Raw genomic sequence first — 26310 nt, 5'->3', positions numbered from 1 at the left:
AACTAAACCTGATCTGGATTAGGTAAATGGGTCATACGCATGCGTTTTTCGGTATGTAGATCACGTTGCGAAGGCATGGAAGGCTTTTCCACTCCGTCTGGGCCAAGTACCCAGCTTAAAGGTCGGTTTTCGTGTCGAATAGCATCTTGCAGTAATATTAACCCTTGCAATAGAGCCTCTGGCCTTGGTGGACACCCTGGCACATACACATCGACGGGAAGAAACTTATCGACCCCCTGTACCACACTATATATGTCGTATAACCCTCCTGAGTTAGCACAGGAGCCCATGGATATAATCCATTTAGGTTCTAAAAGCTGTTCATAGAGGCGTTGAATAACAGGCGCCATTTTTCGAAATACGGTGCCAGAAATCACCATCACATCAGCTTGACGGGGGGTAGCACGGATAACCTCCGCACCAAAACGACCAATATCATGGCGTGAAGTAAATGCTGTTGCCATTTCTACATAACAACAGGAGAGGCCAAAATTAAATGGCCACAAGGAATTGCTTTGACCCCATGCGACTAAATCTTTGACCTTGCCCAATACCAAACTGTCTTCCACAGACTGTGCAAAACTCTGATCTTGCGAGGCAATAAGGTTAGCACCATAGGCACCAGACTTTAACTGCGGCATAACAACCCCCGTGACTCTTTGCAGAATCGGTTATTATTTAATACACGATGGGTGCTGGTAGCCTAAGTTAAAAATCCAGCAATTAGCGTGCGTCCAAGTTGAGTAATTCGAATTTTTGTCTTTCAGTGCGCCAATCTAAGGCCCCAAGACGCCACAGATAAATGAGCGCCACAAACAGAATGAATATAAAGATCAATGCTTCGCTAAAACCTAGCCAGCCAGTTTCTTTAACGGCCACAGCCCAAGCAAATAGAAACACCACTTCCAAGTCAAAGATAACGAAAAAAATAGCAAATAAGTAAAAGGGAATAGGCATGCGAAAATGGGTAGAGCCGACGGGCACAATACCGCACTCATAGGGCTCATTAACCGCCCGTGATACTCTTTTCCCACCCAATAGTGTGGGTAGTGTGAGCATCATCAATATTAAGCCGCAAAGCAATATCAAAAATAGTGCTAAGGGCCAAATGTGGCTAATTAACTCTTCCCCATAGGTCATATTGTTTGCCTTTCACCAAAAGTAGAGACACAAAAATAGATCGATATATGGGCAAAAAAGTGGCTATTTAAATAGTTAAGAAACATCATTGCAGACCCCCTCAAGTCAATAAACAGTATAGAAGAAATAAATTATAATTTGCAACTTATTCAATATTAGCCCTTAGATAATATTATTTACCAATATAAAACAATATCTTATGAGATTTAATAAAATTGGCTATCAAGGTATTAAAATTGACTAATGCGAAAAAGTGGCGTAATACTGCACTGACTACCATTGGTTTATTCTTTGGGAGCAACTCAAAAGAGGAGCTTTGTTAGATGTTAAACTCAATCAATATTAAAGACTTCATGTCGGTCAATCCGCTCACCTTTTCACCTACCACGCATATTATGGATGCCATTCATGAAATGTTGATTCGTAAAGTGACAGGTGGCACTGTGTTAGACGCTGAGGGCCGAGTTGTGGGGGTCATTTCAGAATTAGATCTATTGGGTCAATTAGAACAAATTGCTTACTACCAAGAAGGTGACGCCTGTATTGGAGATCTAATGCACACCAAAGTCGATGTGCTGCCGGTGGAAACCACCCTGTTCGAGGCAGCTCGAACATTAATGCAGCATAAGCGTCGGCGCATGCCAGTAGTCAAAGACGGCCAGTTTGTTGGTCAAATCAGCTGCCGCAGTGTGCTACAGGCATTCAAGGATTCGATGCTGGTGCATGATAAAAATGAGGATTAGTAATCCCTAACGGACTTTTTTCAAATGGTCACATCCCTTTTTAAAGTGATACGCCCTCTGATTTAGGGTCTCTGAGCGGTTAACAAGCTCTCTTTTATGCGCTTACACGTCTACTTAACCGGGTGATTCTTTGAGTGGTCTGTTCTCTGGCTCACCTAAAGATAATCAAACCTCACCAGAATACTCACCTCGGGCAGGGTAATCATTAGTGATGGCAAAATCTAGCGCCCCCAGCAATTCAGCAAAATGAGGTCGAGCGAAAGGCATGGTTTGCACAGACCCATAATAGAGGCATTGATCAGGGCCCACTAAAAATAAACCAGGCTCTGAAAACAAGGCTGGTTCTTCGATGCCAATTGAGGTTGTGCCCCGAGATGTAGAAATATAAAGCCCCCATTCTTTAGCTTTAGCTAAACTCATGCCATAACCGAACTTTAGGTTGCCTGCGCCCACCTTATCAGCCATTTGTTGAGTGCGCTGCTTGTCATCTGAACTGACTGCAATACAAGTGACGCCTCTTTTCGCAAATTCATCGACGTGGCTTTGAAGATCCATTAGTTGCTTGGCACAAATGGGACAATGCAAGCCCCGGTAATAACAGATAACGACGCCGAGCTCAGCGATGTCAGTGGATAGATTAAAGGCTCCATGATCAAGAGTTTCAAGTTCAAGGTTGGGAGTTTTTTGGCGTGGCAATAACATATTATCTTCTCTCAAGTGTATTTGTCATTAACTATAACTGATATTATGATCAATAAAATACGATTTAATAGATCAAAACAACTATATGTCTGAATTTGACCGGCTTTCTTCCCTGATTCATCGTTTTTCCTTACAGGTCACCCCTGCCTTAGGTGCTCCATTTAACCTCATTATCTTACAAGACATACAAACGGGGCACCCAAGTCGAATAATCTTGTCACCTTTAAGCCCTTTACCTAAATTGAAGCTAGTGGGTGAGTGTGTGATGTTTAGTGCACGCACAACATGGGGTGGAGGCGACAATCCTCTTTTTGCTACCCTGCCAGAGATAATCAAAATTAATATCCAGGGTGATTCAGACCTCGCTATGCTGGTGCGTTTACTAAAAACTGAAAGTGAAGCCCAACGCTGTGGGGTGGGTGGGGTGCTCAATCGCCTTGGTGAAGTGTTAATGATTAGTATTTTACGCCAGCAGATAGAAATAGGGACTAGCATACCCGGACTTCTTAATGGGCTTGCTGATAGTCGATTGAGTAAAGCCATTGTGTGTATGCATGAAACACCGGGCAAACTCTGGAACAATGAGAGTCTTGCTGGTGTGGCAGGTTTATCAACCAGCCGCTTTACGCAATTATTCAATCAAAGAGTAGGCCAAACCGCCCAATCTTACTTGCGTCATTGGCGTATGATTTTGGCATCCCAAGACATCGAAGGGGGTGACCGAATTCAAGCAATTGCCACTCGTTATGGCTATGGTTCTAGTGAAGCACTGGGTAGAGCATTTCAACGACAGTTTGGCACCCATCCAATAGCTCATCGTAAGACGCCATAAAATGGACTTGGTTTTAAAACTGTAACCAAATGAGTACCAACCCAGCCAAAAATAAGGTCTCCGCAACCATGAGAGCGATGGGCCGCCAACCCATGGCTGCCAACTCCTTGAACGATGATTTCATACCCAATCCTACCATCGCTAAAATAAGACACCAGCGGGACATTTCAACCATAAACTCAGAAACCTCGAGCGCAATAAATCCAGCACTATTGATGCTAACGATCACTATAAAAGCCACAAGGAAAACAGGCAAAGGAAATCCAGAAGGCCCAGTACTGGTGGGAGTTTTACCCCATCGAGAAGCAATCAGTGCAATAATTAATACAACAGGTACAAGAGTAGACACTCGTAAAAGTTTGGTAAAGGTTGCGGTATCACCAATTTCGTCCGACATCAAATAACCTGCGCCAACCACTTGGGCCACATCATGGATGGTGGCACCTAAAAAGACACCACTGGCAGTAGGGTCTAACTCAAAAGCTGTTACAACTAAAGGATAGGAAACCATGGCGAAAGTACTTAGGGCGGTCACACAGACCACAGTAAAAATAAGATTCTTTTCTGCATCCTTGTTGTAGGGCAATACGGCCGCCACTGCTAGTGCCGCAGATGCACCGCAAATACCCACTGCTGATCCACTTAAAATACTTTGTCCACGCCCAAGTTTGAGCCAGCGCCCTACAAAGAAACCAAACAACACAGTGAGGGGCACTGACACGAGTACAATGATAATGGGGGTAATGCCCAAGCCCATGAGCTGCTCTATGGTAATCCGCGCACCCAGTAAGGCGATGCCAAAACGTAATATCGACTTAGCACAGAATTCAATACCTGCAACACATCGGCCTTCAGTAGATAGATAATTAAGCGCAATGCCCATTAATAAGGCATACAGAATGACGGGGCCACCATAATGCTCTGATACGAATTTGGCTGACATGGCAACCATTAAACAAAGTAAAAAGCCTGATGTGACCTTAGTTAAATGTTGACCAATGGGAGTGGCTTTTAGCCAATAAAAGCTGCGATTAAAGTAAGACATTTATAACCCCAATTATTTCAACAGAACACTGTCAATTAAAGCCGAGTAAAATCAAGTTAGGATAATGCAACAATTACAACATACTATTACGCTTTGGCAGCCACCGCTGCACAAACTAAAAGAAAGTGTGTCCTTCAGAAAACTGTAGCACTGTCAGTAACCTCAAGGGCGCCTTCTTAAAAACACTTTATTTTTAATAACTTTGTATATTAGAACGTCACACCTGTTTGCAGACCTCTCTCCTGAATTGTAGAATAAGGCTCTTCTAAAATGTTCGAAGCTACAGAAAAGTAAGATAATCTGATACATGAACGCAGACAAGGCAGACGCCATCCTTTTACCAGAAATTACACTGCTAGATGGGGAAATGGGGGGCCAAGAGTTACTCAAACGTAGTAGCCAAAAAATTACGTCCCTTTGGTCAACTCAGGTAGGGGTCTTTGGCAGTCATCATGGACTTTACCGTGTCATTTAAGCCCATGCCAGAGCTACTTTTTTTAAGTAAATCATGAACGGTTACGTTTAGATATGCCTCCGTACTAAACAGCATGTTTTGTAAGTAAAATAGTTTAAATTATTTTCCATTATCGAGCAATAGTAGTTCCCTATAATCAAAAGCCCACGCACCTGCCTGACAGTTTGAAAGTGCCGTTGTGGTAACGTGCGACGTCTTCCAAAATAGCGACAAACGCCACAAGACACACCAGCCTTGTGGCAAATGAAGAAATCATAACAGCATAGCTTTTGGGCATATCATTTGAATAAAAACATCCACATTCAAAATCTGGTCAATACGTTAGAACGTATCCATCCGGATCCAAAAGAAGTGTTTCGTCAGATTGCTCCTTCCCCGGGTCAGAAAGCTTATTGCTGTTGGCAATCAGCTAAACAGTTCAGACGCAGAAGTGCGTGATAAAGATGCGAGCGGTGTTGCAAAACGCGCAGATACAGGCGTTTCGCAGTTTTCTAGGGTAATTTTACAGCTGACGAACACGTCAGAAAAAGGCCAACTTTCGCCGTTACGCCCAGCTTCGCTTGGCCCAGCCATGGTTCGAACGCCAAACCAAACGATCGATTTAGGTTTTGTGAGAAAGATTAGACCTTTTTCACAAAACAGATAGCAGCCCCAAATGCCGTCAAAAATCCAGCTAACGGTAGGATCATGACAGCGTATTTTTTTGGCATGTAGTTCTCTTTGAACTCAATACCTTGCGCGGTAATTTCAAAATGCCACATTTCCCAATATTTACCACGCATGCCTTCAACCAGCTCAATTCCATAAATGACCAGAGTTATTCCGACCAAAATAATCATAAGCTTCCAAAACTGGCGTATATACAGGGCGAACCTAGGGGGTAACTTTTCATAAATTAAGTTCAAAGCGATGTGTTCATTATCTCTGGCTGTGAGAGAGAGCGCTAAAAACATTAACCAAATATTACTTAGTACCGTTAACAGATCCCCCCAAACAGGAGGGTTTGCAAACACATATCGCATAAGAACAGTATAGAGCGTGAATCCAACCATCAAAGCCAAAAACAGTGAACACAACGCCTCTAAAGCGCGATGGATAAAACGGTCAAAGTTATTTAAAAATTGCCACATAGTTTTCATCTAACTAATTACCTGTGGAAGAAACATCGTCAATTCTGGAATGACGAGAATGAAAAATAGAAGCAAGAATAGACCTATCAGGTATGGAACTAATGCCACTGCCACCTCTTCTAGTCGGACTTGTGCGATAGTTGCAGAAGTGAAAAAGGCGACGCCAACTGGGGGTGTTACAGACCCTATCAAGAAGCCAACGATGACTACGACCGCGGCCTGAATCTCAGGAAAGCCAGCTTGAACCATAACGTCAACGAGAACGGGGCCAACGATGATAATATTCACGGCGGAATCCATCACCATTCCGAGCAGAAAAATAAAAAGCATAAGGGCCAGAATAAAGATAATGGGTGAATCCGTGAGACTTAGTAACCAACTCTCAAGATCACCGATTGCACCCAAAGAGGCAAGCAACCAACTAAAGGGTCCCGACGCTGCTATGATAATGAAAACCATGGCCGAATTACGAAATGCCCGACGGAAAGCGCCAGTGCATTCTTTCCATTTAATAGTTCGGTATACAAATACACCTGTAAACAGTGCGACCATCGCTGTAATAGCACCAGCCTCAACGACCGATGCTATGCCTCCCATGACTGAACCAACCAAGACCACGGGGATCAGCAGGGCGAACGAGGACCGATACAATTCTTTTCCGGCTCGCCGTATTGAAAAATTCTCATCGCTTCGCTCGAAATTATATTTTACGGCGAAGTAATGGTTAATCACCATAATCACCGCACCAATCAGCAGGCCCGGAATAATCCCAGCCGCAAACAACGCTGCAACTGAAATCTCAGTCGCATTCGCAAGGACAATCATCATAATACTGGGCGGAATGATACCTCCAATGGTGGAGCTAACGGCCGTAACAGCTGCAGAAAAGGCGGGAGGATATCCGGCCTTTTTCATAGCAGGCAACACCAATGCGCCCACTGTGGCTGTATCAGCTACGACCGACCCATTCATACCCGCAAAAAACATACTCACAAGGACGTTAACCTGCGCCAAACCTCCGCGCATCCGGCCGATCAGGGCTCTGCTCAAAGAAACGAGCCGATCGGTAATCGTCGCACTGGTCATTAACTCACCCGTCAACATGAAAAAAGCGATCGCAGTCAACGGAACTGAATCTATGGCGTTAAACATTTGACTGGGGATTAAAACCAGAGGTACTGCATCGGTGATCAAAATATAAAAGAACGGTATTAAGATTAAAGTGAAACCGATCGGCGCACCACAGAGGATTAGAAATAGTAATACGCCAAGTAGAACGAGACTTTCCATGGTGACTCACTTATAAACAATTAAACAAGAAAAAGACCATCTAGGACTACCCGGTAGCCTAAATGATCTTTGCACTATTTTGCAGGTGGCCGCTTTACAGAGCGCCAGCTTTTTCAAGCTGAGCAACAAAACCATCCATGCCTTGCTCTTGAAGTACTCTTCTGGCGACATCAGGTTCAAACGTGCCCTTGGCATCTAACCAAGCACCGATTGCGCCTTCTCTCCATTTAGATAATTCCGCTTCAGATGGCACATACCACTCTGTCGCAGAGGCTTTAATGATATCTTCTCCATTCTTAATCCAAGCGTTATCTAACTGGTTCACTTTTTCTCCATAAGCATCTGCAGCTTCGTGTAACCATTTTCTCTCTTCAGAAGACAGGGCGTTATACTGCTTTGCATCCATTGCAAGAATATTTCCAGACCACATTCCACCAATCTCAGTGAAGTATTTTGCAACTTCATGAAGTTTGGCTACTTCCTGCCAAGGACTGGCGACATACTGACCCTCAACTACACCCGACTGCAGGCCTGAGTATAATTGACTCCAATCATAAGGCGTGGGAACAGCACCCCAATTTTTAACGAGCATGAACTCAACTGGGCTCTTAGTGGTCCGCCACTTGAGACCTTTCATATCATCAGGAACGTGGATTGGTTTGGTTGCATTTCCAAGCTGCCTAAATCCACCACTCGAATATACCGAAAGGCAAATGTGGCCCGCATTCTCAAGCGCCAGCTTACACTGCCGTTCTGCCAGCCACTCATTCGATATTCTTTTCGCATCTTCGAGTGATTTGAAAATAAAAGGCAAATCGAAAATTGCTAGTTCTGATCCAAAATTACCATAGTTTGCGGTAGAACTAGTCCACAGAGCTATGAGGCCCTGGTTGGCCTGTTCACCGCACTTCTGTTCTGCGCATAAGCTCTTTTGATAGAATGGTTCGACTTTCATCATTCCACCGGACGCTTTTTGCATGGCTGGTATCAGCGCTTGATCTATGGCATCCCCGATCGGCATCCCCAATCTGCCCGTCGTCCCGAGTTTGAGTACTGTTTCTGCTAACACAGACTCAGCAGAAAACATAAACACCGCTGATATAGCCAGTGCCTTAATTGCGTTATTTTTTTTCATGATATTTTTCCTTTATTTTTTTAATGACACAGGTTTCATTTAGATAAATTCAGAAAACTAAACTTCTAAATCAATATATACTTTGATAGAGCATAGGAAAAGCGACAGTTTTCTTTGAAGTAAAGGACAGTTGTAGGCGTGATTAGCGTGTTGTAGCTATTAGACTTTGAACAAAATTTGATGAATACTCGCATTGGATAAAGGAGTCTGCGCTTGCAATCAAATACCTCAACATCTTTTAACTTACCCGAAAATTCGAAACTAGGGTTGCGTGATCAAATCTGTGAAATGGTAAGTTCCTCTATCACGTCTGGGGCACTATCCTCTGATAAGCGACTACCTTCTTGTAGAGAACTAGCCCAACAACTTGAAGTATCAAGAAATACAGTTTTTGCGGCTTATAATCGTCTAATAGACCTTGGTTTGCTCGTTTCTCGCAATAGATCTGGCTATTTTATCGCCTCTGAAACGCAATCAATACGCATTCTCAATAGAGATATTGGGCTTGGGGTAGAGCCAGAAAAAAATAGAGGCCCATCGCCAGTTCAGTTTGGACCATCGGGTCTTATACCAGTTCTCAATCCACTAAACTGGACCAGTTACCCCTTTCCCTTTATTTATAATCAAATTGACCCCACCCTGTTTCCAGTTGAGAGTTGGCGAGAATGCTCACGCTTGGCATTAAGTCGAACCCAAAAGCCTGCGTGGATGGATGATTCGGTAGAAAGTGACAGTCCACAATTAATTCAGCAACTGCGCCAACGTCTTTTAACCTACCGTGGTATTTATGCAGAGCAAGATGAAATTTTGATTACCTTAGGTACGCAAAATGCCTTATTTATTATTGGTACGGTGTTTTCCAATAAGGATAAGATTATAGCGATTGAAGATCCAGGATATCCAGGGGCTCAGAATGCCTTTAAATTAAGTGGTAATAGTTTTGTCGGTGTTGCTGTTGACCAAGAAGGGCTTGATGTTTCTTCTATTCCTGAGAATTGCCAGCTGGTATTCACGACTCCAAGTCACCAGTTTCCAACCATGGTGACCATGTCTGAATCACGTCGCAAGCAATTACTTGAGGCCTCAGTGGCGCAAGATTTTTTAATTATCGAAGACGACTACGAAGCTGAAATGAATTATTTTGACTCGCGCTCAAGATCCCTGAGATCGTTTGATCAAAATAACAGAGTGATCTATGTGGGTAGTTTATCCAAAACTGTGTCACCTGGCATAAGGCTAGGCTTTATGGTGGCCCATCGGGATATTATTGAACGGGCGCGCACGATAAGAGGTGTGATGATGAGGCATCCGCCCACTATTATTCAAGAAACGGTCGCTTTGTTCTTTCGCCTTGGTTACTACGATGCCCATTTAAGAAACCTTCAGCGGCGCTATAAAAAGCGTTGGCAGGTCATGAATTATGCTATTTCAACGCATTTATCAATGCTAGAACAAACCCAAAATAAAGGTGGCACTTCATTCTGGCTAAGAGGTCCTGAGGGATTTAATGCGAGAGATTTGGCTGATCGATTGCGTGACAAAGGCGTGCTTATTGATATTGGTGAAACCTTTTATCTAAGCCATGACACGCGCAGTTTCAGACTTGGTTTTGCCTTTGTTACTATGCAAAAACTTGAAGAAGGAATTATTATTATTGCTGAAGAAGTTAAACAATTGCTGCGTTAATCATCACTTCATCTAGACCGCTGCCACCTACAAATTAAATCACTTTGACGAATAAACTGAATACAAGGGGTGAAACTCTGTCCTTTGAAAACCTTAAACCTGTCTCTAGACGGTTAACATATTTTTTGAGTTAATTGGCTCATAATCTTAAGTGTAATTTAATAACCTAATTTAGATTAACTTGAGTTTACCGTAACTACCCAAAACTAAGGTGTGATTACAACATGAGCTTTTGCGAACCCTTCAAAATAGATATCCCTGACGCAACCTTAAACTCTGTGAGAGAACGTGTGGCTGCCTATCCTTGGCATGAGATGCCTATTGATGGGGGCTGGAATTATGGTTCAAACTTAGATTATATGAAAGAACTTGCTCAATATTGGGTTAATGAGTACGACTGGCGTAAACATGAATCTGCCATTAATACTTTTCCTCAATTTAGGGCTCAAGTAGACGGCATAGATATTCATTTTATTCATGAGGTTGGTAGTGGCCCATCCCCAACGCCATTGATCATCAGTCATGGCTGGCCTGGCACCGTGGTTGAGTTTATGAAGGTGATTGAACCCCTTGCGCACCCAGAACGTTTTGGAGGCAAAGTTGAAGATGCTTTTACTGTCATTGCGCCATCATTACCTGGGTTTGGTTTTTCAGGAGCCCCTCCACGCCCCTATGGTCCCCGCAAGATTGCAGGCATATTAAATACGTTAATGACCGAAGTGTTAGGTTATGACAGTTACATCGCTCAAGGAGGCGATTGGGGTGGCACCATTGCAGCATGGCTGGGTTTTGATCACTCTAAATATTGTCATGCCATTCACATTAATATTTTAACCCTGCGGCATGCTGATGGCCCTCAAACGCCAGAAGAAAAACGATGGGCACAGCAGTTTGATATAGATCAAGAGATGGAAAATGGTTACCGAACACAACAAGCGACTAAGCCACAAACCCTCAGTTATGGCATGATGGACAGTCCGGTAGGTATTGCTGCTTGGATTATTGAGAAGTTTCACTCATGGTCAGACACTGATGGGGAAAATATAGAGAGTGCTCATAGCAAAGACGACTTACTGACCAACATCATGATCTACATTGTGACCCGAACTTTTAATACGGCGTCTTGGATTTATTATGGTCGCCGTGAAGAAGGGGGTCGAATTTTATCTAATAATGGGGGCTCCATTACAGTGCCAACAGGATGTGCTTTATTTCCAAAAGAAATGTCAGCATGGCCACCCCAAAGTTATGTCAAACGCATGTGCAATGTTCAGCACTGGACTGAAATGCCTCGAGGAGGTCATTTTGGCGCGCTTGAAGAACCCGAATTATTGGTCGAAGATATTCGCACTTTCGCCAGAAAATTACGCTCTCAATAAATTAAATTTTATGACAAAGGAATCATTCGATGTCTACCTTACTTACTTATAACGAATATAGTGTTATCGCTAAAAATCTCACCTTCTCTGTTGATCCATTTGTAAATGGCAACTTTTCTAAGCCGTTGTCAGGTAATACAATGGAGACGATTAACCCAGCTACTGGGGATGTGTTAGCCATCGTCGCAGCCTGTGGTGCGGAAGATGTAGATGCTGCCGTTATTGTTGCTCAACAAGCCTTTGATAGTGGAAAGTGGTCACGCTTACATCCTAACGAGCGCAAAGAAATTATCATTGAGCTAGCTAATTTGATTGAAAAAAATCAGCATGAGTTAGCTGTTTTAGAAAGCCTTGAAAGTGGTAAGCCAATTAGTGAATGCCAGATGACAGACTTGCCTGAGACAGTCAGTACTCTCAAATGGCATGCTGAAGCCGCTGATAAAATTTATGATCAAATCTCACCCGCTAATGAAAGTGGTATCGGACTCATTGTGCGCGAACCAATGGGGGTTGTTGGTGCAGTTTTGCCCTGGAACTTTCCCTTAATGATGTTGGCTTGGAAAATTGGCCCCGCATTGGCAACAGGTAATAGCGTAATCGTTAAACCTGCTGAACAAACCTCATTAACTACCTTGCGTGTGGCTGAACTTGCCCTGGAAGCTGGGGTTCCTGCAGGGGTGCTGAATGTGCTGCCTGGTTTAGGGCCTGACGTAGGCGAACCGATGGGTCGCCATCATGGCATTGGTGCCATTTCGTTTACTGGATCCACGGAAGTAGGTCGCTTGTTTGTCGAGTTTTCTGCAAAAAGTAATTTGAAAAAAATCATTCTTGAATGTGGTGGAAAAAATCCAGCAGTGGTGCTTTCTGATGCAAAAAACCTTGATAATATCGCCAAACATGTGGCCTTTTCCGCGTTATGGAATATGGGTCAAAATTGCACTGCTAATGCCCGTTTAATTGTCCACAAAGATTTGAAAAAACCGCTTGTTGAGAAGGTTTTAAAAGAATTTGATCACTGGAAAACAGGTGACCCACTCGATCCTAGCAATCAACTCAGTGCTATTATTTCACCAGAACAATACTCCAAGATTTTAAACTACATTGATATTGCAGCTAAAGAGGGCGCTGATTTAATTTATGGGGGTAAAGCCATTCAAAGCGGCAACGGCCTATTTATAGAACCCACTATATTTGATAATGTGACCCCCGAGATGACCATCGCTACAGACGAAATATTTGGCCCAGTGCTGGGTATTATGTCGGTGGATTCTGATGCAGCCGCAATCGCCTTAGCTAATGATACCAGTTACGGGCTGCAGACCTCATTGTTCACCTCCAATGTGACCAATGCTCATCGTTTTGCACGCGCACTTCAGGCGGGCACAGTGTCGGTTAATTGTTATGGGGAAGGCGACATTACCACGCCATTTGGTGGTTACAAGTTATCTGGCTTTGGTGGTCGAGATAATGGCTTTTCAGCCCATGATCAATACACAGAAACCAAAACAATTTGGATTGATCTTAGTGAAGACAGTGTGTAGTTAGATTTGCCACAGTCAACTGTGGCAAAAAGCTTCAATGTGGTCGATAGTTGCCCAAATTAGAGAAGTCCCAAAAAATACTTCGTCTCCACCCTAGTTGTGTAATTCAACTAACAAGCCTGATACTGTTCGGGCTTTTTATTTTTACATTTCAGCAAAGCAGGGGTATGCAAGGGCTCTTCCTGAAATGTAGAATAAGTTCCGTTTCAGACATTCAAAAACCAGTCAACATAAGGTAGTTTTTTACATGAGTGCCACCAAGTCAGAGACCCCCCTTTTACCAGTCATTACCTTATTAGATGGAGGCATGGGCCAAGAGTTACTCAAACGCAGTAGCCAAGAAATCACGCCCCTTTGGTCAACTCAGGTGATGATCGACGAACCCGAAATCGTGCGCGACCTTCACGCTGATTTTATTCGTGCAGGTGCACGTGTGATTTCGTTAAATAGTTATACCATGACGCCAGAACGATTAGCTCGTGATGGTAATATCAACGATTTCCAAAAGCTGCAATTAGCTGCTATCAATGCGGCCACTAGTGCGCGTGATCGTGTGGCGATTTCAGGCGTAAAAATAGCGGGTTGCTTGCCGCCGTTAGTGGCCAGTTATAAGGCTGAAGTAGCGCCAGAATATGAGTCAATGCTTACGAGCTATAGCAAGATAGTGGCCATTCAAGCGCCCCATGTGGATGTGTTCTTGTGTGAGACCATGTCCTCGATTGCCGAGGCAAAAGCGGCTTTAGTCGCGGCGAAAAAGAGTGGCCTACCAGTATGGGTTTCTTTAACCATTGAGGATAATGATAAAGGTGTGTTGCGCAGTGGTGAATTACTAGCAGATGCCGTGACGATGTTAGATGAGTTTGGTGCCGATGCAAAATTGCTTAATTGCAGTAAACCAGAAGCTATCTTGGCTTCATGGTCAAAAATGAAATCTGACCAAGGCCTTACAGGCGCCTATGGCAATGGTTTTACATCCATAGACAGTTTACAACCCGGCGGTACAGTTAAATCCATGGAATCACGATCAGATCTTGGCCCTGCGGCCTATGCTGAATTTGCTTTGCAGTGGGCTAATCAAGGAGCCGCTCTCATTGGTGGCTGCTGTGAAGTGGGCCCTGCTCATATTAAAGCACTGGCAAGGCGTCTTACTGAGGCGGGTTACTCAGTCTAGTAGGGATGGAAATAGGCCACCTGCACTGATTAAATAGGTTTGGCTTTGATCGTGTTATTGATGTGCTGCTTGAATTTCATAATAACTTTGGTTTTGGGGTTGTCTTTTCTTGTGAGCATGCCGAGCACGCGAGCCTCAGTGCCTTTTACAAGTGGAATTTTTCTTAGATTAGAAAAAATAGGGTCTGGTTTGGTGAGGTTGGGTGCTACCGAAACACCGAGACCATGGGCGACCATACAACCTAAGGTTTCCATGGTTTCCATGATCATGGTTTCTTTAACGGTTATTTTATTTTTTATCAGCCAATTATCTGCTAACAAACCTACAGAAGTGCGTTGTGCCAATCTGATGTAGGGCTGGGTTTTTAAAATTTGTATAGGATCTCTGCCTTTAAAATCGCTGGATGTTAACAACACCAATGGTTCTTCTGACAAGAGGTCCCACTGAAGGCCTGGCTCTATTCTTTGGGGTTTGCTCAATATCACCATGTCTATGGAACCATTAAGTACATGGTCATAGAGGTCAGTCGAGGTGCCAGGAATAATACGGATTTTGGTGTTAGTGACTTCTTTCATCATGCTTTTAACTGACAAAGGCACCAAAGCTAATATTGCAGAGGGCACTGCACCTAGACTAATCGTGCCAAAAAAATCATCTTCCTCATCCATGCTGTTAAATAATGTGTCATAGCTTAGCAGGACTTTCTGGGCTTCTTTGACAAAGGCAATACCTTCAGAGTTAAGCGCGGGCATGTAACCATTACGATCAAATAATGGTGTTTGCAGAGATTCCTCTAATAGCTTCATCTGCTGCCCAACGGCGGCTTTAGTAATGCACAACTGATCAGCCGCAGCAGAAAAGCTGCCATTTTCTTCGATCGCTAACAGCGACCTTAATTGTTTAATAGACATAATGACACCAATATTTTTTTGGGCGACTTGTTTTTAGTCGCGTCTAGTAAATAAAATCTTTACCTATGGTAAATTAAAAACATCTTGTTTTAAGTTTTTTTATACCTGATTATGCATCAAGTGACAATCGTCGAGTAACTATATGGGCAAGCTAACTAGTTTTGTTCTATCGCTGCTAAAGCCCTCTTGTCATCAGCATCTATAGATGTGAACGATTCAGTTGTGAGTCTAAAAGTTTAAATTCAAGCTGTTTTAACTAACCTTAATAGGACAATAAAAATAATGATTATCAAAAAAATTCTGCAACACACAGCAATGCTCACGATAGCAGCAGCTGTCTCTATATCTGCTAGCAGCGTTTACGCAGATTCAGTAAATTACATCATCCCGTTTGGACCTGGTGGAGAATCTGACGTCTCTGCGCGCATGCAGCAATCTTTTTACAAAGAAAAGTTTGGTGACGATCTAGTCATTTCCTATAAGCCAGGTGGTGGCGGTGCTGCTGGGTGGGCCTCTCTTAATGGTCTCAACGGAGATGGACAAACCATCATGGGAATTAACTTACCTCATATTGTTATTAAACCTGCCCAAAAAGACGTAGGCTTTACCACGAAAGATATTCATACCTTTTACATGTTCCATTACACCCCCGATGCTATTGTAGTTAAAGCTGACAGTCCATTCCAAACTTTGCAAGATCTCATTGATGATGCAAAGGCAAACCCAGGTGCTGTGGTCATGTCAGGTTCCGGTAAAGCCTCAGCTAATAATTTGGCACAGATTAAATTTGATAAGATGGCGGGAATTAAAACCACCTATGTTTCCTTTAAAGGCACAGGCGCTTCTACTGTAGCTCTTTTAGGCGACCAAGTTACAGCTCAATGGGGTTACACTACAGTTGGAGCTAAGCAAGGAAAAGCAGTACGCATGTTGGCTGTAGCGATGGAAACACGTCATCCATTATTTCCTGAGGTGCCTACATTTAAAGAGTTAGGCTATGATATGGTAGGCGGTGCATACCGAGGTATAGCATTACCTAGTTCGGCCAGTGCTGCAACAGTCACTGAATGGTCTAACCGAATTGGTGAAATTAATGCCGACCCTGAATTCCGTCAGACGATGCTTAATGGTGGCTTTGCACTACTTGATATTGGTGCCAGTCAGATGGATGCATTTATGAAAGAACGCACGGCAGAATACCTTCTTGACGCTCGTGCAGCAGGCCTGATTAAGTAATTAATGAGTTAATTGGTTAATTAGTAACCCATAGGTATAGATTATGGATTTCGGCAATTTTTTAGCTGCATTGACACCGTTGAATCTAGCAGTGGCTATGTTTGGAGTAGTTGCCGGAACCCTCATTGGTTCTATACCAGGACTGACTGCCACCATGGCTGTGGCAGTCCTAGTCCCTATCTCTTTCAGTATGGCTCCAGAAACAGCGTTGATTTTGTTAGGCGCTATTTATACAGGGGCTATCTACGGTGGAGCTTATGCAGCGATTTTGCTTAATACCCCAGGCACGCCTTCAGCCATTGCGACCACCTTTGATGGTTACCCATTAGCTAAGCGCGGTAAGGGAGACTTAGCGGTTGCTATTGCCTGCTTTTCATCTGTTTTTGGTGGCTTAGTGGGTGCTTTTGCACTGCTTTTACTGGCCCCACCTTTGGCCTCTGTGGCTTTAGCATTTGGACCAGTAGAATATTTTTGGTTATCAATTTTTGGTTTATCTCTCATCGCTTCTTTGTCCCAAGGCAACCTGATGATGGGCCTTGCAGGCGGTGCGTTAGGTATGATCATGTCGACCGTGGGCGTTGCAGAAATTTCTGCTGATATCCGCCTCACGTTTGGTAGTCAAACCATGATTTCAGGCTTTGAAGTGGTGGGTGCCATGATTGGTCTCTACTGTATTCCAGTATTAATAGATATGTGTTCGACCGGAGAAAAACATCTAAAAATCACAGGTGATGTGGCTAAAATGCCGATTCTCAGTGCAGCACGTATCACCTTTGGTTCAAAGTTCAATTTAATTCGGTCCTCAATTATAGGTACGCTGGTGGGAATCTTGCCCGGTGCGGGTGGCTCAGTGGCAGGCTTAGTGGCCTACACAGAAGCAAAGCGCACAGCTAAACCCCATCAAAGGTTTGGTGAAGGTGAGCCAGACGGAATTATTGCCACTGAATCTGCTAACAATGCCACAGTGGGTGGCGGATTTATCCCCACCTTAGTATTGGGCATCCCAGGCACTCCTCCTGATGCAGTCATTTTGGGCGCTCTCATGGTGCAGGGTGTCAGAACAGGCCCAGAGTTATTTCAGTCAAATGGGTCTATAGTCTATACCTTCATTTATGGCCTACTAATAGCTACCGTACTCATGCTTCCTATTGGTTTAATTATTGGACGTTATGCCTATAAATCAATTGTAACTATCCCTAAAGCGGTGCTGGTACCAACCGTAGGTTTTATGACGATCATAGGGACTTACGCCATTAGAAATAGCATCTCTGATGTTGTCATCATGCTCTGCTTGGGTGTCTTTGGCTGGCTAATTTCCAAATATGGTTTTTCAGCATCACCCATCGTTCTAGGTTTGATTTTGGGCCCTATTGCGGAACAAGGTTTTGTACAAGCGTGGACCATTGGCGCCGCAGTGAATAATTTACCAGGCATGTTTTTTGGTAGGCCCCTGTCTCAGGCCATAATTGCCTTCACCCTGATTTCCTTGATTTTACCCTGGTATTTAAATAGAAAAAATCAAACAAAGGTGGGTACTGAAAATGCTTGATGTAGACCCAGACACGCGTCCAGAAGCCAACAGTCAAACAGATCAAAGTAGCACGCGTGGCTCTATCGTGGTGGCAACTATCCTCATTTTAATCGGTGTGGTTACCTTGTATGACTCGGCAAGTTATACCGACATTGACTCTAAGGTGTTTCCCCAGACTTCAGCGATTGCGTTGATGCTTTTTTCTGCCTTAGCCATAGGTAAACAGATCATCCAGCCAACGATGGTGTCTGGCATTGAAGTGAGTGTTTGGTGGCGCAGGTTATTACTAGTGAGTAGTATGCTTCTAGCTTGTGCATTAATGCCCTACACTGGACTGCTGATCGCCTGCATAGTAACCTTTGTGCTAGGTTTGATTGCGTCAATGCACGATCAATGGACCCAGAAAAAAGCCATGGTTTATTTTTTGTCTGGGCTATCAATTATTGTGTGTTTTTACACCCTGTTTAAATTTGTCTTACATGTGCCACTGCCCTGATCAAGTGCTGCTTTAGCCTGGCACTATTTTATGGGTTGCTGAAGAAGCGATTGTTGGCGACCCCATGTTTATACCTCAAATTGCAGCCATAATATGCCCAACGTACCTATTTACCACGCCCATTTAAAAGATTTTCATGCCCAGCTCACACACATACTGCAAGGCGAGTGTGACTTTTCTGCGGCAGGGGTTGCCCTATACACCGCAGACGCTTCCAACTATCGGCAAATCCCTTTGGGTGTGGTGTATCCCCAAACTGTGGATGATCTGGTGAATACGGTCACCCTGTGTAAGACCTTTAGTTTGCCTGTATTACTGCGGGGTGGCGGCACCTCTCAAAATGGTCAAGGTGTTAATGAGGCTGTGGTGGTGGACTGCTCCCGCTATTTAACTCGGGTCTCAGACATTGATGTTGAAAATCAAACGGCTCTGGTTGATCCTGGAGTGATTTGTGATGCACTTAAACAACAAGCTGAGGTGTATGGGCTGACTTTTGGTCCTGACCCTGGTACCCAAAGTCGTTGCACCCTTGGGGGCATGATTGGCAATAACTCTTGTGGGCCCCATTCTATGCTGGCAGGTAAAACGGTCGAAAATGTTTTACAGCTTGAAATACTAACCTCAGATGGGGCTCGTTTTTGGGTTGGGCCAACTTCAGTTCAAGAGCTTGAAAAGATTGTAGCAGGCACTGACCGCCGTGCTGTAATCTATCGTGAACTGGTCTCCATCCGCGATGAATATCAGCAGCTCATTCGACAACGTTACCCCAATATTAAGCGTCGGGTTTCAGGTTATAACTTAGACCAATTACTGCCTGAAAATGACTTCAATGTGGCTCGTGCACTGGTTGGCTCAGAGGGCACTTGCGTTACTGTATTGCAAGCACGCGTCAAGCTCATTGAAAATCCACTCTACACACGTTTAATCGTCCTTGGTTTTGAGGATATATACACTGCGGGTGATAGCGTGCCTGAAATCTTGCCTTTTGCCCCAATTGCGATGGAGGGATTGGACTGGGGTATCATCGGTGGTTTAACAGAACGCAACCTTAAACAGGCAGAAATTGCTTTATTGCCTGAAGGCCAAGCATGGTTGATGGTTGAACTCAGTGCCAACAGTGCTGATAACCTAACTCAATTATGCCACGAGTTTGAAACTGCCATGGGCTTATCAAAAAAAGTAAAATCAGTATTATCTGTTGCTGATGCTGCTAACACTGCTGCCGTTTGGAGCATCCGAGAACAAGGCGCGTCTGCCACAGCGATGAGTCTTAATGCCGATGATCCAGATCCTGTTGTTGGCTGGGAAGACACTGCTGTAGATCCGCTACAATTGGGTGATTACCTGCGTGAATTTAGTGCATTAATCCATCGTTACGGCTATACCAGCAGTTTGTACGGTCATTTTGGGGATGGCTGTATCCATGCGCGCATTACCTTTGATACGCGTTCAGCAGAAGGCATTAGCAAATGGCGTAATTTTAGCGTTGAAATTGCTGAACTCGTTGTGCAGTTTGGTGGCTCCCTGTCTGGAGAGCATGGCGACGGTCAGGCCAAAGGTGAATTTTTGCCAATTATGTTTGGGCCTGAATTGATGCATGCGTTCCGCCGCTTTAAGCAGATCTGGGACCCAGAACAGCGTATGAATCCGGGCAAACTCATTGATGCATACAAGATGGATGAAAATCTTCGCTATGGTGCTGACTATAAGTTGCCTGAAACGACAACAATATTGCACTTCAAAGATGATGTGGGTGGTTTTTCTCGTGCCACAGAACGGTGTATTGGCATGGGCAAGTGTCGTGCGCAAAGTGGTGCAATGTGCCCCAGTTATCAAGCCACCCAGGAAGAAAAATACTCCACCCGAGGTAGGGCCCATTTGCTTCATGAGATGGTGCGTGGTGAAGTGATTAAGGATGGCTGGGATAACAAGGACATTGCAGATTCTTTTGAGCATTGTCTGTCTTGTAAGGCCTGTAAGACGGAATGCCCAACACAGGTTGATATTGCCACCTATAAGGCGGAATTTATGGCGGCTCATTATGCTCATAAACGTCGCCCATTAAGTCACTACCCCCTAGCGTATATCGGCAATTTATTACCCAAAATTTCACGCTTTTCCAGTGTGGTCAATAAATTACAAACTGGTATTACAGGTCAGTTAGCACAAAAGTTTTTAGGCCTAAGTGATGCAAAGGGTCTACCCAAACTTGCCCCTCAGTCCTTCAGTGGTTGGGCCAGAAAAAATGCCAATAGACAAGACCAACAGTTTCTTTGGTTTGGCGAACAGGACCAACCCACAGTTGTGTTATGGGCTGACAGTGTGAATAATCATTACCGTCCTACATTGTTACAAAGTGCAGTTAATGTCTTACTAAAAAGTGGTCATCAAGTGGCAGTGGCAAAGCAGCATTTCTGTTGTGGGCGGCCTTTGTATGAATATGGCTTTTTAGCTCAGGCATTAAAGCAACTAACTTTTATACTTGATGGCTTCCACTCTAAATTACCATCTGATTGTTCGGTGATTGTGCTTGAACCTTCCTGTTTATCTGTCTTTAAAGATGAGTTACTAAGTGCCTTTCCGTACGACACTCGGGCCCTTGACCTAAGTGAAAGGGCTAAAACCCTGACCCGGTTTTTAAGTGATGCATCCATTACTTTAGCAAAACAGTTAAGTAGTGGGATTCTGCACCTTCATTGCCATGATAAATCCCTCAGCATTTCATCCCACGAACGAGATTGGATGCTACGGTGTTTTAAAGATTTGCAAGAACCCGAGAGTGGCTGTTGTGGCATGGCAGGTACCTATGGCTTAAAAAAACAGACTAGAGCTATTGGGCAGCGTTTGTTTGAGCGCCGCTTAAAACCCGCCATCGATAATGCTGCCAATGACTCTGTGGTGGTGGCTAATGGATTTAGCTGTTTTGAGCAGATGATGGATGGACAGAGTGATCGTTTGGTATTGCACCCTGTGGAAATCATTGAAAAATGTTTGTAGTAATGCTCATTAAGGCCCAAAACCAGTTAGCCTCATAGGATTGATTGTTCGTTGTAACCCATTAAATGAGGACCCAACAAACGCCCCAACTGATGTGTCTATTATATTTAGATGCCATATCAGCGTGGCCATAAGGTATAATTTAATTATACTTTTAGTAAAATAAATATGAATTGTATTAAATTTTATTATACTAGAAAATCCTCACTTGAGGATAACTTTGGAGTTGAACATGTCATTGGATAAAATAATTATAGATGCATTTGAAAATAACAGTATCGAACTGATTACTACGGTGCCTTGCAAACAACTTAGTGGGGTCATCGCTGAACTGGAAACCCGTGAGAGTATGATTCACGTGCCAGCCAATAAAGAAGATGAAGGCATGGGCATTTGTGCTGGAGCATTTATGGGCGGTAAAAGATCTGCCATCATTATGCAAAACACCGCCATTGGGGTCACCATTAACACCCTAGTAACTTTAACTCAATTCTATCGTCTGCCTCTGCCGATGCTCATTAGCTTCCGGGGTGAATTAGGTGAGCCCGTTGCTTGTCAGGTTGAAATGGCAGTTCACACTAAGGCATTATTAGATCAGTTGGGCATTCCAACCTACCATTTTCACAAGCCTGAGGATGTGCATGAGATCGATGAGATTTTGAAATATACCTTTATGGCGAACAAGCCTGTTGCAATTTTGACTGACGCTACATTTTGGAAAGGAGAGTAACATGATACGTTCTGAGATCATTAAGAATTTAGTCCCAGTACTGTCTGGCGAATTGGTTGTTTGCAACATTGGTTTACCCAGTCAAGAAATGCACTTATTTGGCGATCAACCGAGCAATTTCTACATGCTAGGAACCATGGGTTTGTCATCATCTATTGGCCTCGGTTTAGCCTTGGCACAGGACAAAACTGTGGTAGCCATTGATGGTGACGGTTCTGTACTAACTAATTTAGGGACACTGCCTACCATTGCCAATAACGTGTGTGACAATTTTATTTTGCTGATCATAGACAATGGAAGCTATGGCTCTACTGGTGACCAGCCTACCTACGCGGGTAAAAAAACCTCCCTTGCTGCAGTGGCAAGTGCGTGTGGTTGTGACAACGTAGTGGAATGTCAGGCCGAAGAGGCTGTCAGTGTTATGGAAGCAGCGATTGCCAGCAAACAAATGACTATTATTGTCTGTAAGTGTGCGTCAGGCAATATTCCTGTACCCGTCATCACTTTGGATCCTGTAGTTATTCGTCATCGTTTTATGCAGTCAATTGAAGCATGAAAACACCTAGCAAGGCGCTATTAGTCTTGCCATTAATTGGCTTGGCTGTTTGTTTATATGGTGAGTAAATTAAATAGCAAGGCGCCTAGTATTGCCGACCTCAAGAGGCGTACCCAAAAGCGTATCCCCAAATTCGCATACCAGTATTTGGTTGGAGGATGCAACAGTGATCAGGCTGTTGCACGCAATAGGCGTTGCTTAGATGAGGTGGCTTTACATCCCGCATATTTGTCTCGCTCTAACACAGCGAGCCTTACAACGACTGCTTTAGGGGTGCAATATGATGCACCATTTGGCATAGCGCCGCTGGGCCTCAGTGGGTTGATTTGGCCTAAAGCTGCAGAGTATCACGCAACTGCAGCGAAAAAAGCCAATATTCCTTATGTATTAAGTACCTTAGCAAGTACTTCTATCGAACAGGCGGCAGCGTGTGCGGGAAGCAATCTTTGGTTTCAACTTTACCCACCTAAAGACCAAGAAATCAGACTCGACTTGATGCAAAGGGCACGTCAGGTTGGGTGCAATAATCTGGTGGTCACCATTGATGTGCCCGTTGCGGGAAGACGCCCAAATGACATTAAGAATGGCTTATCAGTGCCACCTAAAATCACCCTCAATAGTATCTATCAAACTCTATTAAGGCCGTCCTGGGCTATGGCCACTGCTCTAAATGGTATGCCACAGTTTGCCAACATGCAGCCCTACATGAATAAGTTAACTAACCTGGAGGATGTAGCCAATTACATCCGTAGTACGTTAAAAGAGCCCGTAGACTTAGCGATGCTCAAGGAATTACGCCAACAATGGTCTGGCAACTTAATTGTTAAGGGCGTGCTGAGTGTCGAAGACGCCAAATTAGTGGCATCCATCAACGCCGACGCCATCATCGTTTCCAATCATGGGGGACGACAGCTTGATCTGGCTTATACACCAGTTGAAATGATGCAGGAAATTGTTGATTCTGTGGGTGATAAACTTGAAGTGTTTGTCGATAGTGGAGTTGAGTCTGGTGTTGATATTGCACGATATTTGGCCTTAGGTGCCAAATTAGTGTTCTCAGGTCGACCTTACATGTATGGTGTTGGGGCTTTTGGTAAAGAAGGCGCAGACCAGTGCATCGATATATTTTCTCTTGAACTTGAGCAAGTCATGAATCAATTGGGCTGCTCGTCGCCCCATGAGTTGGTCAAATTTATTAATTAACCTTCTACTTAAAGAGTAATTAATTAGCCTCAATAAATTGACCCTGCAGCTTTGAAAAATTGGCTTAGTACAAATGGGTAGAGGGTTATTCTAATATCAAAAATAAGCTAAAAAAACGTGGCTAGTTGCAAAGTCGTGAGCAATAATATGTTCCTCAATTAATCATCGTGTTAAGTTAGAGCGTTTACCTTAAGACAAATATCGACGTGTGGGTGTGATTTTCCTATGCAGTTAAATTGGCTTGACCAACCCACCCCTATCCTTCTTTCTTCAGGCTTTCCTGAGAACATGGTCTTGCTTGACTGTGAAACTACGGGTGGCAAAGCGACCTATCATCGCATTATTGAAATTGGCCTGTTGGTCATTGAAAATGGTGCACTGATTGAGAAGTGGCAAACATTTATCGACCCCAAAGTACCTTTACCACCATTTATACAGCGGCTTACTGGCATTAGCCCAGGCATGCTCAATGGTGCCCCTGAGTTTTCTCAAATTGCCGAAGAATTACTGAGTAAACTTAAAGGCCGTACCTTGGTCGCCCACAACGCACGTTTTGACTATAGCTTTTTAAAGAATGAATTTGAGCGCGCGGGCATGAGTTATAACAACAAACCTTTGTGCTCGGTAAAGTTTAGTCGCAATCTTTATCCTCAATTTAAGCGACATGGCTTATCTCAAATTATTGAACGCTTTGGTTTATCAATTGAAAATCGGCACAGGGCTCTTGATGATGCTGAGATGGTTTATCAATTTTTTCAAAAGTCTTCGGCGCTTTTTGCGGATGATGAAATTGCGGCGACCTGTAAAGTTTTACTTAAACGCCCAAGTCTACCCACTTTATTGGATCCAAAAGAAGTAGAAAAGTTACCTGCGAGTGCTGGGGTATATTACTTTTATGATGAAAAAGGTGCGCTCCTATACGTGGGCAAGAGTGTACATATTCGTAACCGAGTGATGAGTCACTTTAGTTCTGATCATAAAAATCCAAAAGACTTACAGATGAGTACCAAGATCGCTCACGTTGATTTTGAAACTACACCGAGCGACTTTGGCGCACAAATCCGCGAGAGTAATCAAATCAAAGCCTTGGCGCCACTTTACAATAGACGTTTACGCAAGGTGCGTAAGCTTTTTCAGTATCGAAGTACACAGGACACCAATGGCTATTTGAGACTCAAGATCGAGAGTATCGAAACGGCAGACACAGAAGTAGAGCAACAATTTGGACTCTTTCGCTCACCACGCCAAGCCTCCAAACAAATGGAAAAGCTCGCCGATCAATATTTCCTGTGTCACCAGTTACTTGGACTTGAAGGCCACAGTAATTCCTCGCAAGGGTGTTTTCGTAGTCAGTTAAAAAAATGTTTTGGGGCCTGTCATGGGGCCGAATCGGCGCAGAGTTATAATCAACGCATGGGCGCCGCATTGAAAAATTATCAGATAAAATTGTGGCCTTATGTAGGGCCTATTCTGTTGGAAGAACGTGATCCACAGGTGCCTGATCAAGTGGCTTTTCACCTTGTGGATCGATGGCGCTATCTGGCTAAACTCTCCATTCTTGAAGATGTTTACGATTTTGGTTATCAATTATCTGATCAAACTCATGGGCCACTCATTGCTGAGGCACAGGTTGCCGAGGGTGAGGTTATTGGTTCTGAGGATGATGTTGAGCATCGCTTTGACCTAGATATCTACTTCATTTTGGTTCGTTTTTTAGTTAATCAGAAAAAAATGAATATGCATCATCTAAAAATTTGGCCATTAATCAAGCCTAAACTTTTACCTTAGCTTCTAAATATGTGGGAGCCTATAGACGCCTGGGTTGAGGCTTTCATTTGCTTGCTTTGCCAAAGGATAAACAATCCTGCAATGACAATGAACCCAGAATCAAGCACCAAAGCTGCCCCGGCTACAACGACTACGAGGGTAGCTTGCAGGATTACAGTTGCAGATGATAAAGGCGTCAATGTAATGGCGAGCATGTAAAATAGGGGCCCTGTAATCTCAAATAGTACGTGCATACGCATGGGCTTAGATAACACCTCTTTAGGAAATAAAGATTGGTTATTAAGCTTGGCAATACCAGTAAAAAAATAGCGCCCCCAACCCCAACCCCAACCCCAAAGAGCATGAGAATTTGTCCAATAGGCAGAGTTTGAGCAGCCATTTTTAAGTATGAATCTTCCACAGAGAAGGCCGCCATGGACACGACCATGAGTGGGCTGCCGATCAGGTTGTGCTAGTATTTGCTGATGACTTCAAGCATTAAAAGTCTTACTATTTGACCTTATCAAACAACCAATAATCTTTTGGGCACAGCGAACAAGACCCTCTGTGCTATACGCATCTTGGGCCAGACTACTAGCAAAATATGGTTATTG

24 protein-coding genes are annotated in these 26310 nt (G+C 43.8%); 15 read left to right on the top strand and 9 right to left on the bottom strand.

Annotation, left to right across the window (positions count from 1 at the left end):
* Nucleotides 1-2: 2 nt before the first annotated feature.
* Nucleotides 3-641 carry an NADH-quinone oxidoreductase subunit B gene (locus ABXT59_RS12885; protein WP_443636572.1) on the bottom strand — a complete coding sequence of 213 codons (639 nt, stop codon included), beginning with the start codon at nucleotides 639-641 and terminating at the stop codon, nucleotides 3-5.
* An 82-nt stretch (nucleotides 642-723) separates the two neighbouring features.
* Nucleotides 724-1140 carry an NADH-quinone oxidoreductase subunit A gene (ndhC, locus tag ABXT59_RS12880; RefSeq protein WP_443636570.1) on the bottom strand — a complete coding sequence of 139 codons (417 nt, stop codon included), beginning with the start codon at nucleotides 1138-1140 and terminating at the stop codon, nucleotides 724-726.
* A 323-nt stretch (nucleotides 1141-1463) separates the two neighbouring features.
* Between ndhC and ABXT59_RS12875 the strand changes: the two genes are divergently transcribed.
* Nucleotides 1464-1883 carry a CBS domain-containing protein gene (locus tag ABXT59_RS12875; RefSeq protein ID WP_443636569.1) on the top strand — a complete coding sequence of 140 codons (420 nt, stop codon included), beginning with the start codon at nucleotides 1464-1466 and terminating at the stop codon, nucleotides 1881-1883.
* A 165-nt stretch (nucleotides 1884-2048) separates the two neighbouring features.
* Here ABXT59_RS12875 and ABXT59_RS12870 read toward each other — a convergent pair whose 3' ends face one another.
* On the bottom strand, nucleotides 2049-2585 hold the full coding sequence (locus ABXT59_RS12870) for a peroxiredoxin-like family protein (RefSeq protein ID WP_443636568.1): 537 nt from the start codon (nucleotides 2583-2585) through the stop codon (nucleotides 2049-2051).
* A gap of 85 nt (nucleotides 2586-2670) precedes the next feature.
* Between ABXT59_RS12870 and ABXT59_RS12865 the strand changes: the two genes are divergently transcribed.
* Nucleotides 2671-3417, top strand: coding sequence for an AraC family transcriptional regulator (locus ABXT59_RS12865; protein WP_443636567.1), 747 nt, complete (start codon nucleotides 2671-2673; stop codon nucleotides 3415-3417).
* Nucleotides 3418-3430: 13 nt separating this feature from the next.
* Here the strand turns inward: ABXT59_RS12865 and ABXT59_RS12860 are convergent, their stop codons facing one another.
* On the bottom strand, nucleotides 3431-4462 hold the full coding sequence (locus tag ABXT59_RS12860; RefSeq protein WP_443636566.1) for a YeiH family protein: 1032 nt from the start codon (nucleotides 4460-4462) through the stop codon (nucleotides 3431-3433).
* A gap of 307 nt (nucleotides 4463-4769) precedes the next feature.
* Here ABXT59_RS12860 and ABXT59_RS12855 point away from each other — a divergent pair, with 307 nt between their 5' ends.
* Complete coding sequence (locus ABXT59_RS12855; RefSeq protein WP_443636564.1) at nucleotides 4770-4937, top strand: hypothetical protein; 168 nt, start codon at nucleotides 4770-4772, stop codon at nucleotides 4935-4937.
* 405 nt (nucleotides 4938-5342) lie between these two features.
* On the opposite strand, the gene ABXT59_RS12850 is transcribed toward ABXT59_RS12855, so the two are convergent.
* The 4 genes from ABXT59_RS12850 to ABXT59_RS12835 form a co-directional block, all read right to left on the bottom strand.
* Nucleotides 5343-5510: a hypothetical protein gene (locus tag ABXT59_RS12850; RefSeq protein ID WP_443636562.1), complete on the bottom strand. Its 168-nt coding sequence runs from the start codon at nucleotides 5508-5510 to the stop codon at nucleotides 5343-5345.
* Between the two features lie 47 nt (nucleotides 5511-5557).
* Entirely contained in the window at nucleotides 5558-6067 is a 510-nt protein-coding gene (locus ABXT59_RS12845) for a TRAP transporter small permease (protein ID WP_443636561.1), read from the bottom strand.
* A 9-nt stretch (nucleotides 6068-6076) separates the two neighbouring features.
* The gene (locus ABXT59_RS12840; RefSeq protein ID WP_443636560.1) at nucleotides 6077-7357 is read right to left on the bottom strand and encodes a TRAP transporter large permease; all 1281 of its coding nucleotides are present in this window, start codon (nucleotides 7355-7357) and stop codon (nucleotides 6077-6079) included.
* Between the two features lie 94 nt (nucleotides 7358-7451).
* On the bottom strand, nucleotides 7452-8492 hold the full coding sequence (locus ABXT59_RS12835; protein WP_443636558.1) for a TRAP transporter substrate-binding protein: 1041 nt from the start codon (nucleotides 8490-8492) through the stop codon (nucleotides 7452-7454).
* Between the two features lie 213 nt (nucleotides 8493-8705).
* Between ABXT59_RS12835 and pdxR the strand changes: the two genes are divergently transcribed.
* From pdxR to ABXT59_RS12815, 4 genes are all read left to right on the top strand, one after another.
* Nucleotides 8706-10178 carry a MocR-like pyridoxine biosynthesis transcription factor PdxR gene (gene pdxR, locus ABXT59_RS12830; protein WP_443636557.1) on the top strand — a complete coding sequence of 491 codons (1473 nt, stop codon included), beginning with the start codon at nucleotides 8706-8708 and terminating at the stop codon, nucleotides 10176-10178.
* Nucleotides 10179-10402: 224 nt separating this feature from the next.
* Nucleotides 10403-11557 carry an epoxide hydrolase family protein gene (locus tag ABXT59_RS12825; RefSeq protein WP_443636555.1) on the top strand — a complete coding sequence of 385 codons (1155 nt, stop codon included), beginning with the start codon at nucleotides 10403-10405 and terminating at the stop codon, nucleotides 11555-11557.
* A gap of 29 nt (nucleotides 11558-11586) precedes the next feature.
* Entirely contained in the window at nucleotides 11587-13098 is a 1512-nt protein-coding gene (locus ABXT59_RS12820) for an aldehyde dehydrogenase (protein WP_443636553.1), read from the top strand.
* Between the two features lie 247 nt (nucleotides 13099-13345).
* Nucleotides 13346-14269: a homocysteine S-methyltransferase family protein gene (locus ABXT59_RS12815; RefSeq protein WP_443636552.1), complete on the top strand. Its 924-nt coding sequence runs from the start codon at nucleotides 13346-13348 to the stop codon at nucleotides 14267-14269.
* A gap of 29 nt (nucleotides 14270-14298) precedes the next feature.
* Here the strand turns inward: ABXT59_RS12815 and ABXT59_RS12810 are convergent, their stop codons facing one another.
* The gene (locus ABXT59_RS12810; protein WP_443636551.1) at nucleotides 14299-15180 is read right to left on the bottom strand and encodes a LysR family transcriptional regulator; all 882 of its coding nucleotides are present in this window, start codon (nucleotides 15178-15180) and stop codon (nucleotides 14299-14301) included.
* Nucleotides 15181-15462: 282 nt separating this feature from the next.
* Between ABXT59_RS12810 and ABXT59_RS12805 the strand changes: the two genes are divergently transcribed.
* The 8 genes from ABXT59_RS12805 to ABXT59_RS12770 all read left to right on the top strand — a co-directional run bounded on the left by ABXT59_RS12805 (nucleotide 15463) and on the right by ABXT59_RS12770 (nucleotide 25717).
* On the top strand, nucleotides 15463-16416 hold the full coding sequence (locus tag ABXT59_RS12805; RefSeq protein WP_443636550.1) for a tripartite tricarboxylate transporter substrate binding protein: 954 nt from the start codon (nucleotides 15463-15465) through the stop codon (nucleotides 16414-16416).
* A gap of 43 nt (nucleotides 16417-16459) precedes the next feature.
* Nucleotides 16460-17965 carry a tripartite tricarboxylate transporter permease gene (locus ABXT59_RS12800; RefSeq protein WP_443636549.1) on the top strand — a complete coding sequence of 502 codons (1506 nt, stop codon included), beginning with the start codon at nucleotides 16460-16462 and terminating at the stop codon, nucleotides 17963-17965.
* Nucleotides 17958-18443 (top strand): tripartite tricarboxylate transporter TctB family protein, encoded by a 486-nt coding sequence (locus ABXT59_RS12795; RefSeq protein WP_443636548.1) that lies wholly within the window; start codon nucleotides 17958-17960, stop codon nucleotides 18441-18443. Before ABXT59_RS12800 ends, ABXT59_RS12795 begins: the two co-directional genes overlap by 8 nt.
* Nucleotides 18444-18536: 93 nt before the next feature.
* Nucleotides 18537-21440: an FAD-binding and (Fe-S)-binding domain-containing protein gene (locus ABXT59_RS12790; protein WP_443636547.1), complete on the top strand. Its 2904-nt coding sequence runs from the start codon at nucleotides 18537-18539 to the stop codon at nucleotides 21438-21440.
* 232 nt (nucleotides 21441-21672) lie between these two features.
* On the top strand, nucleotides 21673-22170 hold the full coding sequence (comD, locus tag ABXT59_RS12785; protein ID WP_443636546.1) for a sulfopyruvate decarboxylase subunit alpha: 498 nt from the start codon (nucleotides 21673-21675) through the stop codon (nucleotides 22168-22170).
* A 1-nt stretch (nucleotide 22171) separates the two neighbouring features.
* Nucleotides 22172-22726, top strand: a complete 555-nt coding sequence (comE, locus tag ABXT59_RS12780; RefSeq protein WP_443636545.1) for a sulfopyruvate decarboxylase subunit beta — start codon at nucleotides 22172-22174, stop codon at nucleotides 22724-22726.
* 57 nt (nucleotides 22727-22783) lie between these two features.
* Nucleotides 22784-23929: an alpha-hydroxy acid oxidase gene (locus tag ABXT59_RS12775; protein ID WP_443636544.1), complete on the top strand. Its 1146-nt coding sequence runs from the start codon at nucleotides 22784-22786 to the stop codon at nucleotides 23927-23929.
* A 225-nt stretch (nucleotides 23930-24154) separates the two neighbouring features.
* Nucleotides 24155-25717 carry an exonuclease domain-containing protein gene (locus ABXT59_RS12770; RefSeq protein ID WP_443636543.1) on the top strand — a complete coding sequence of 521 codons (1563 nt, stop codon included), beginning with the start codon at nucleotides 24155-24157 and terminating at the stop codon, nucleotides 25715-25717.
* The last annotated feature ends 593 nt before the right edge of the window (nucleotides 25718-26310 follow it).

This window comes from Candidatus Njordibacter sp. Uisw_058, assembly GCF_047730065.1.
GTDB lineage: Bacteria > Pseudomonadota > Gammaproteobacteria > Pseudomonadales > Balneatricaceae > Njordibacter.
This window is presented reverse-complemented; position numbering and strand designations above follow the sequence as displayed.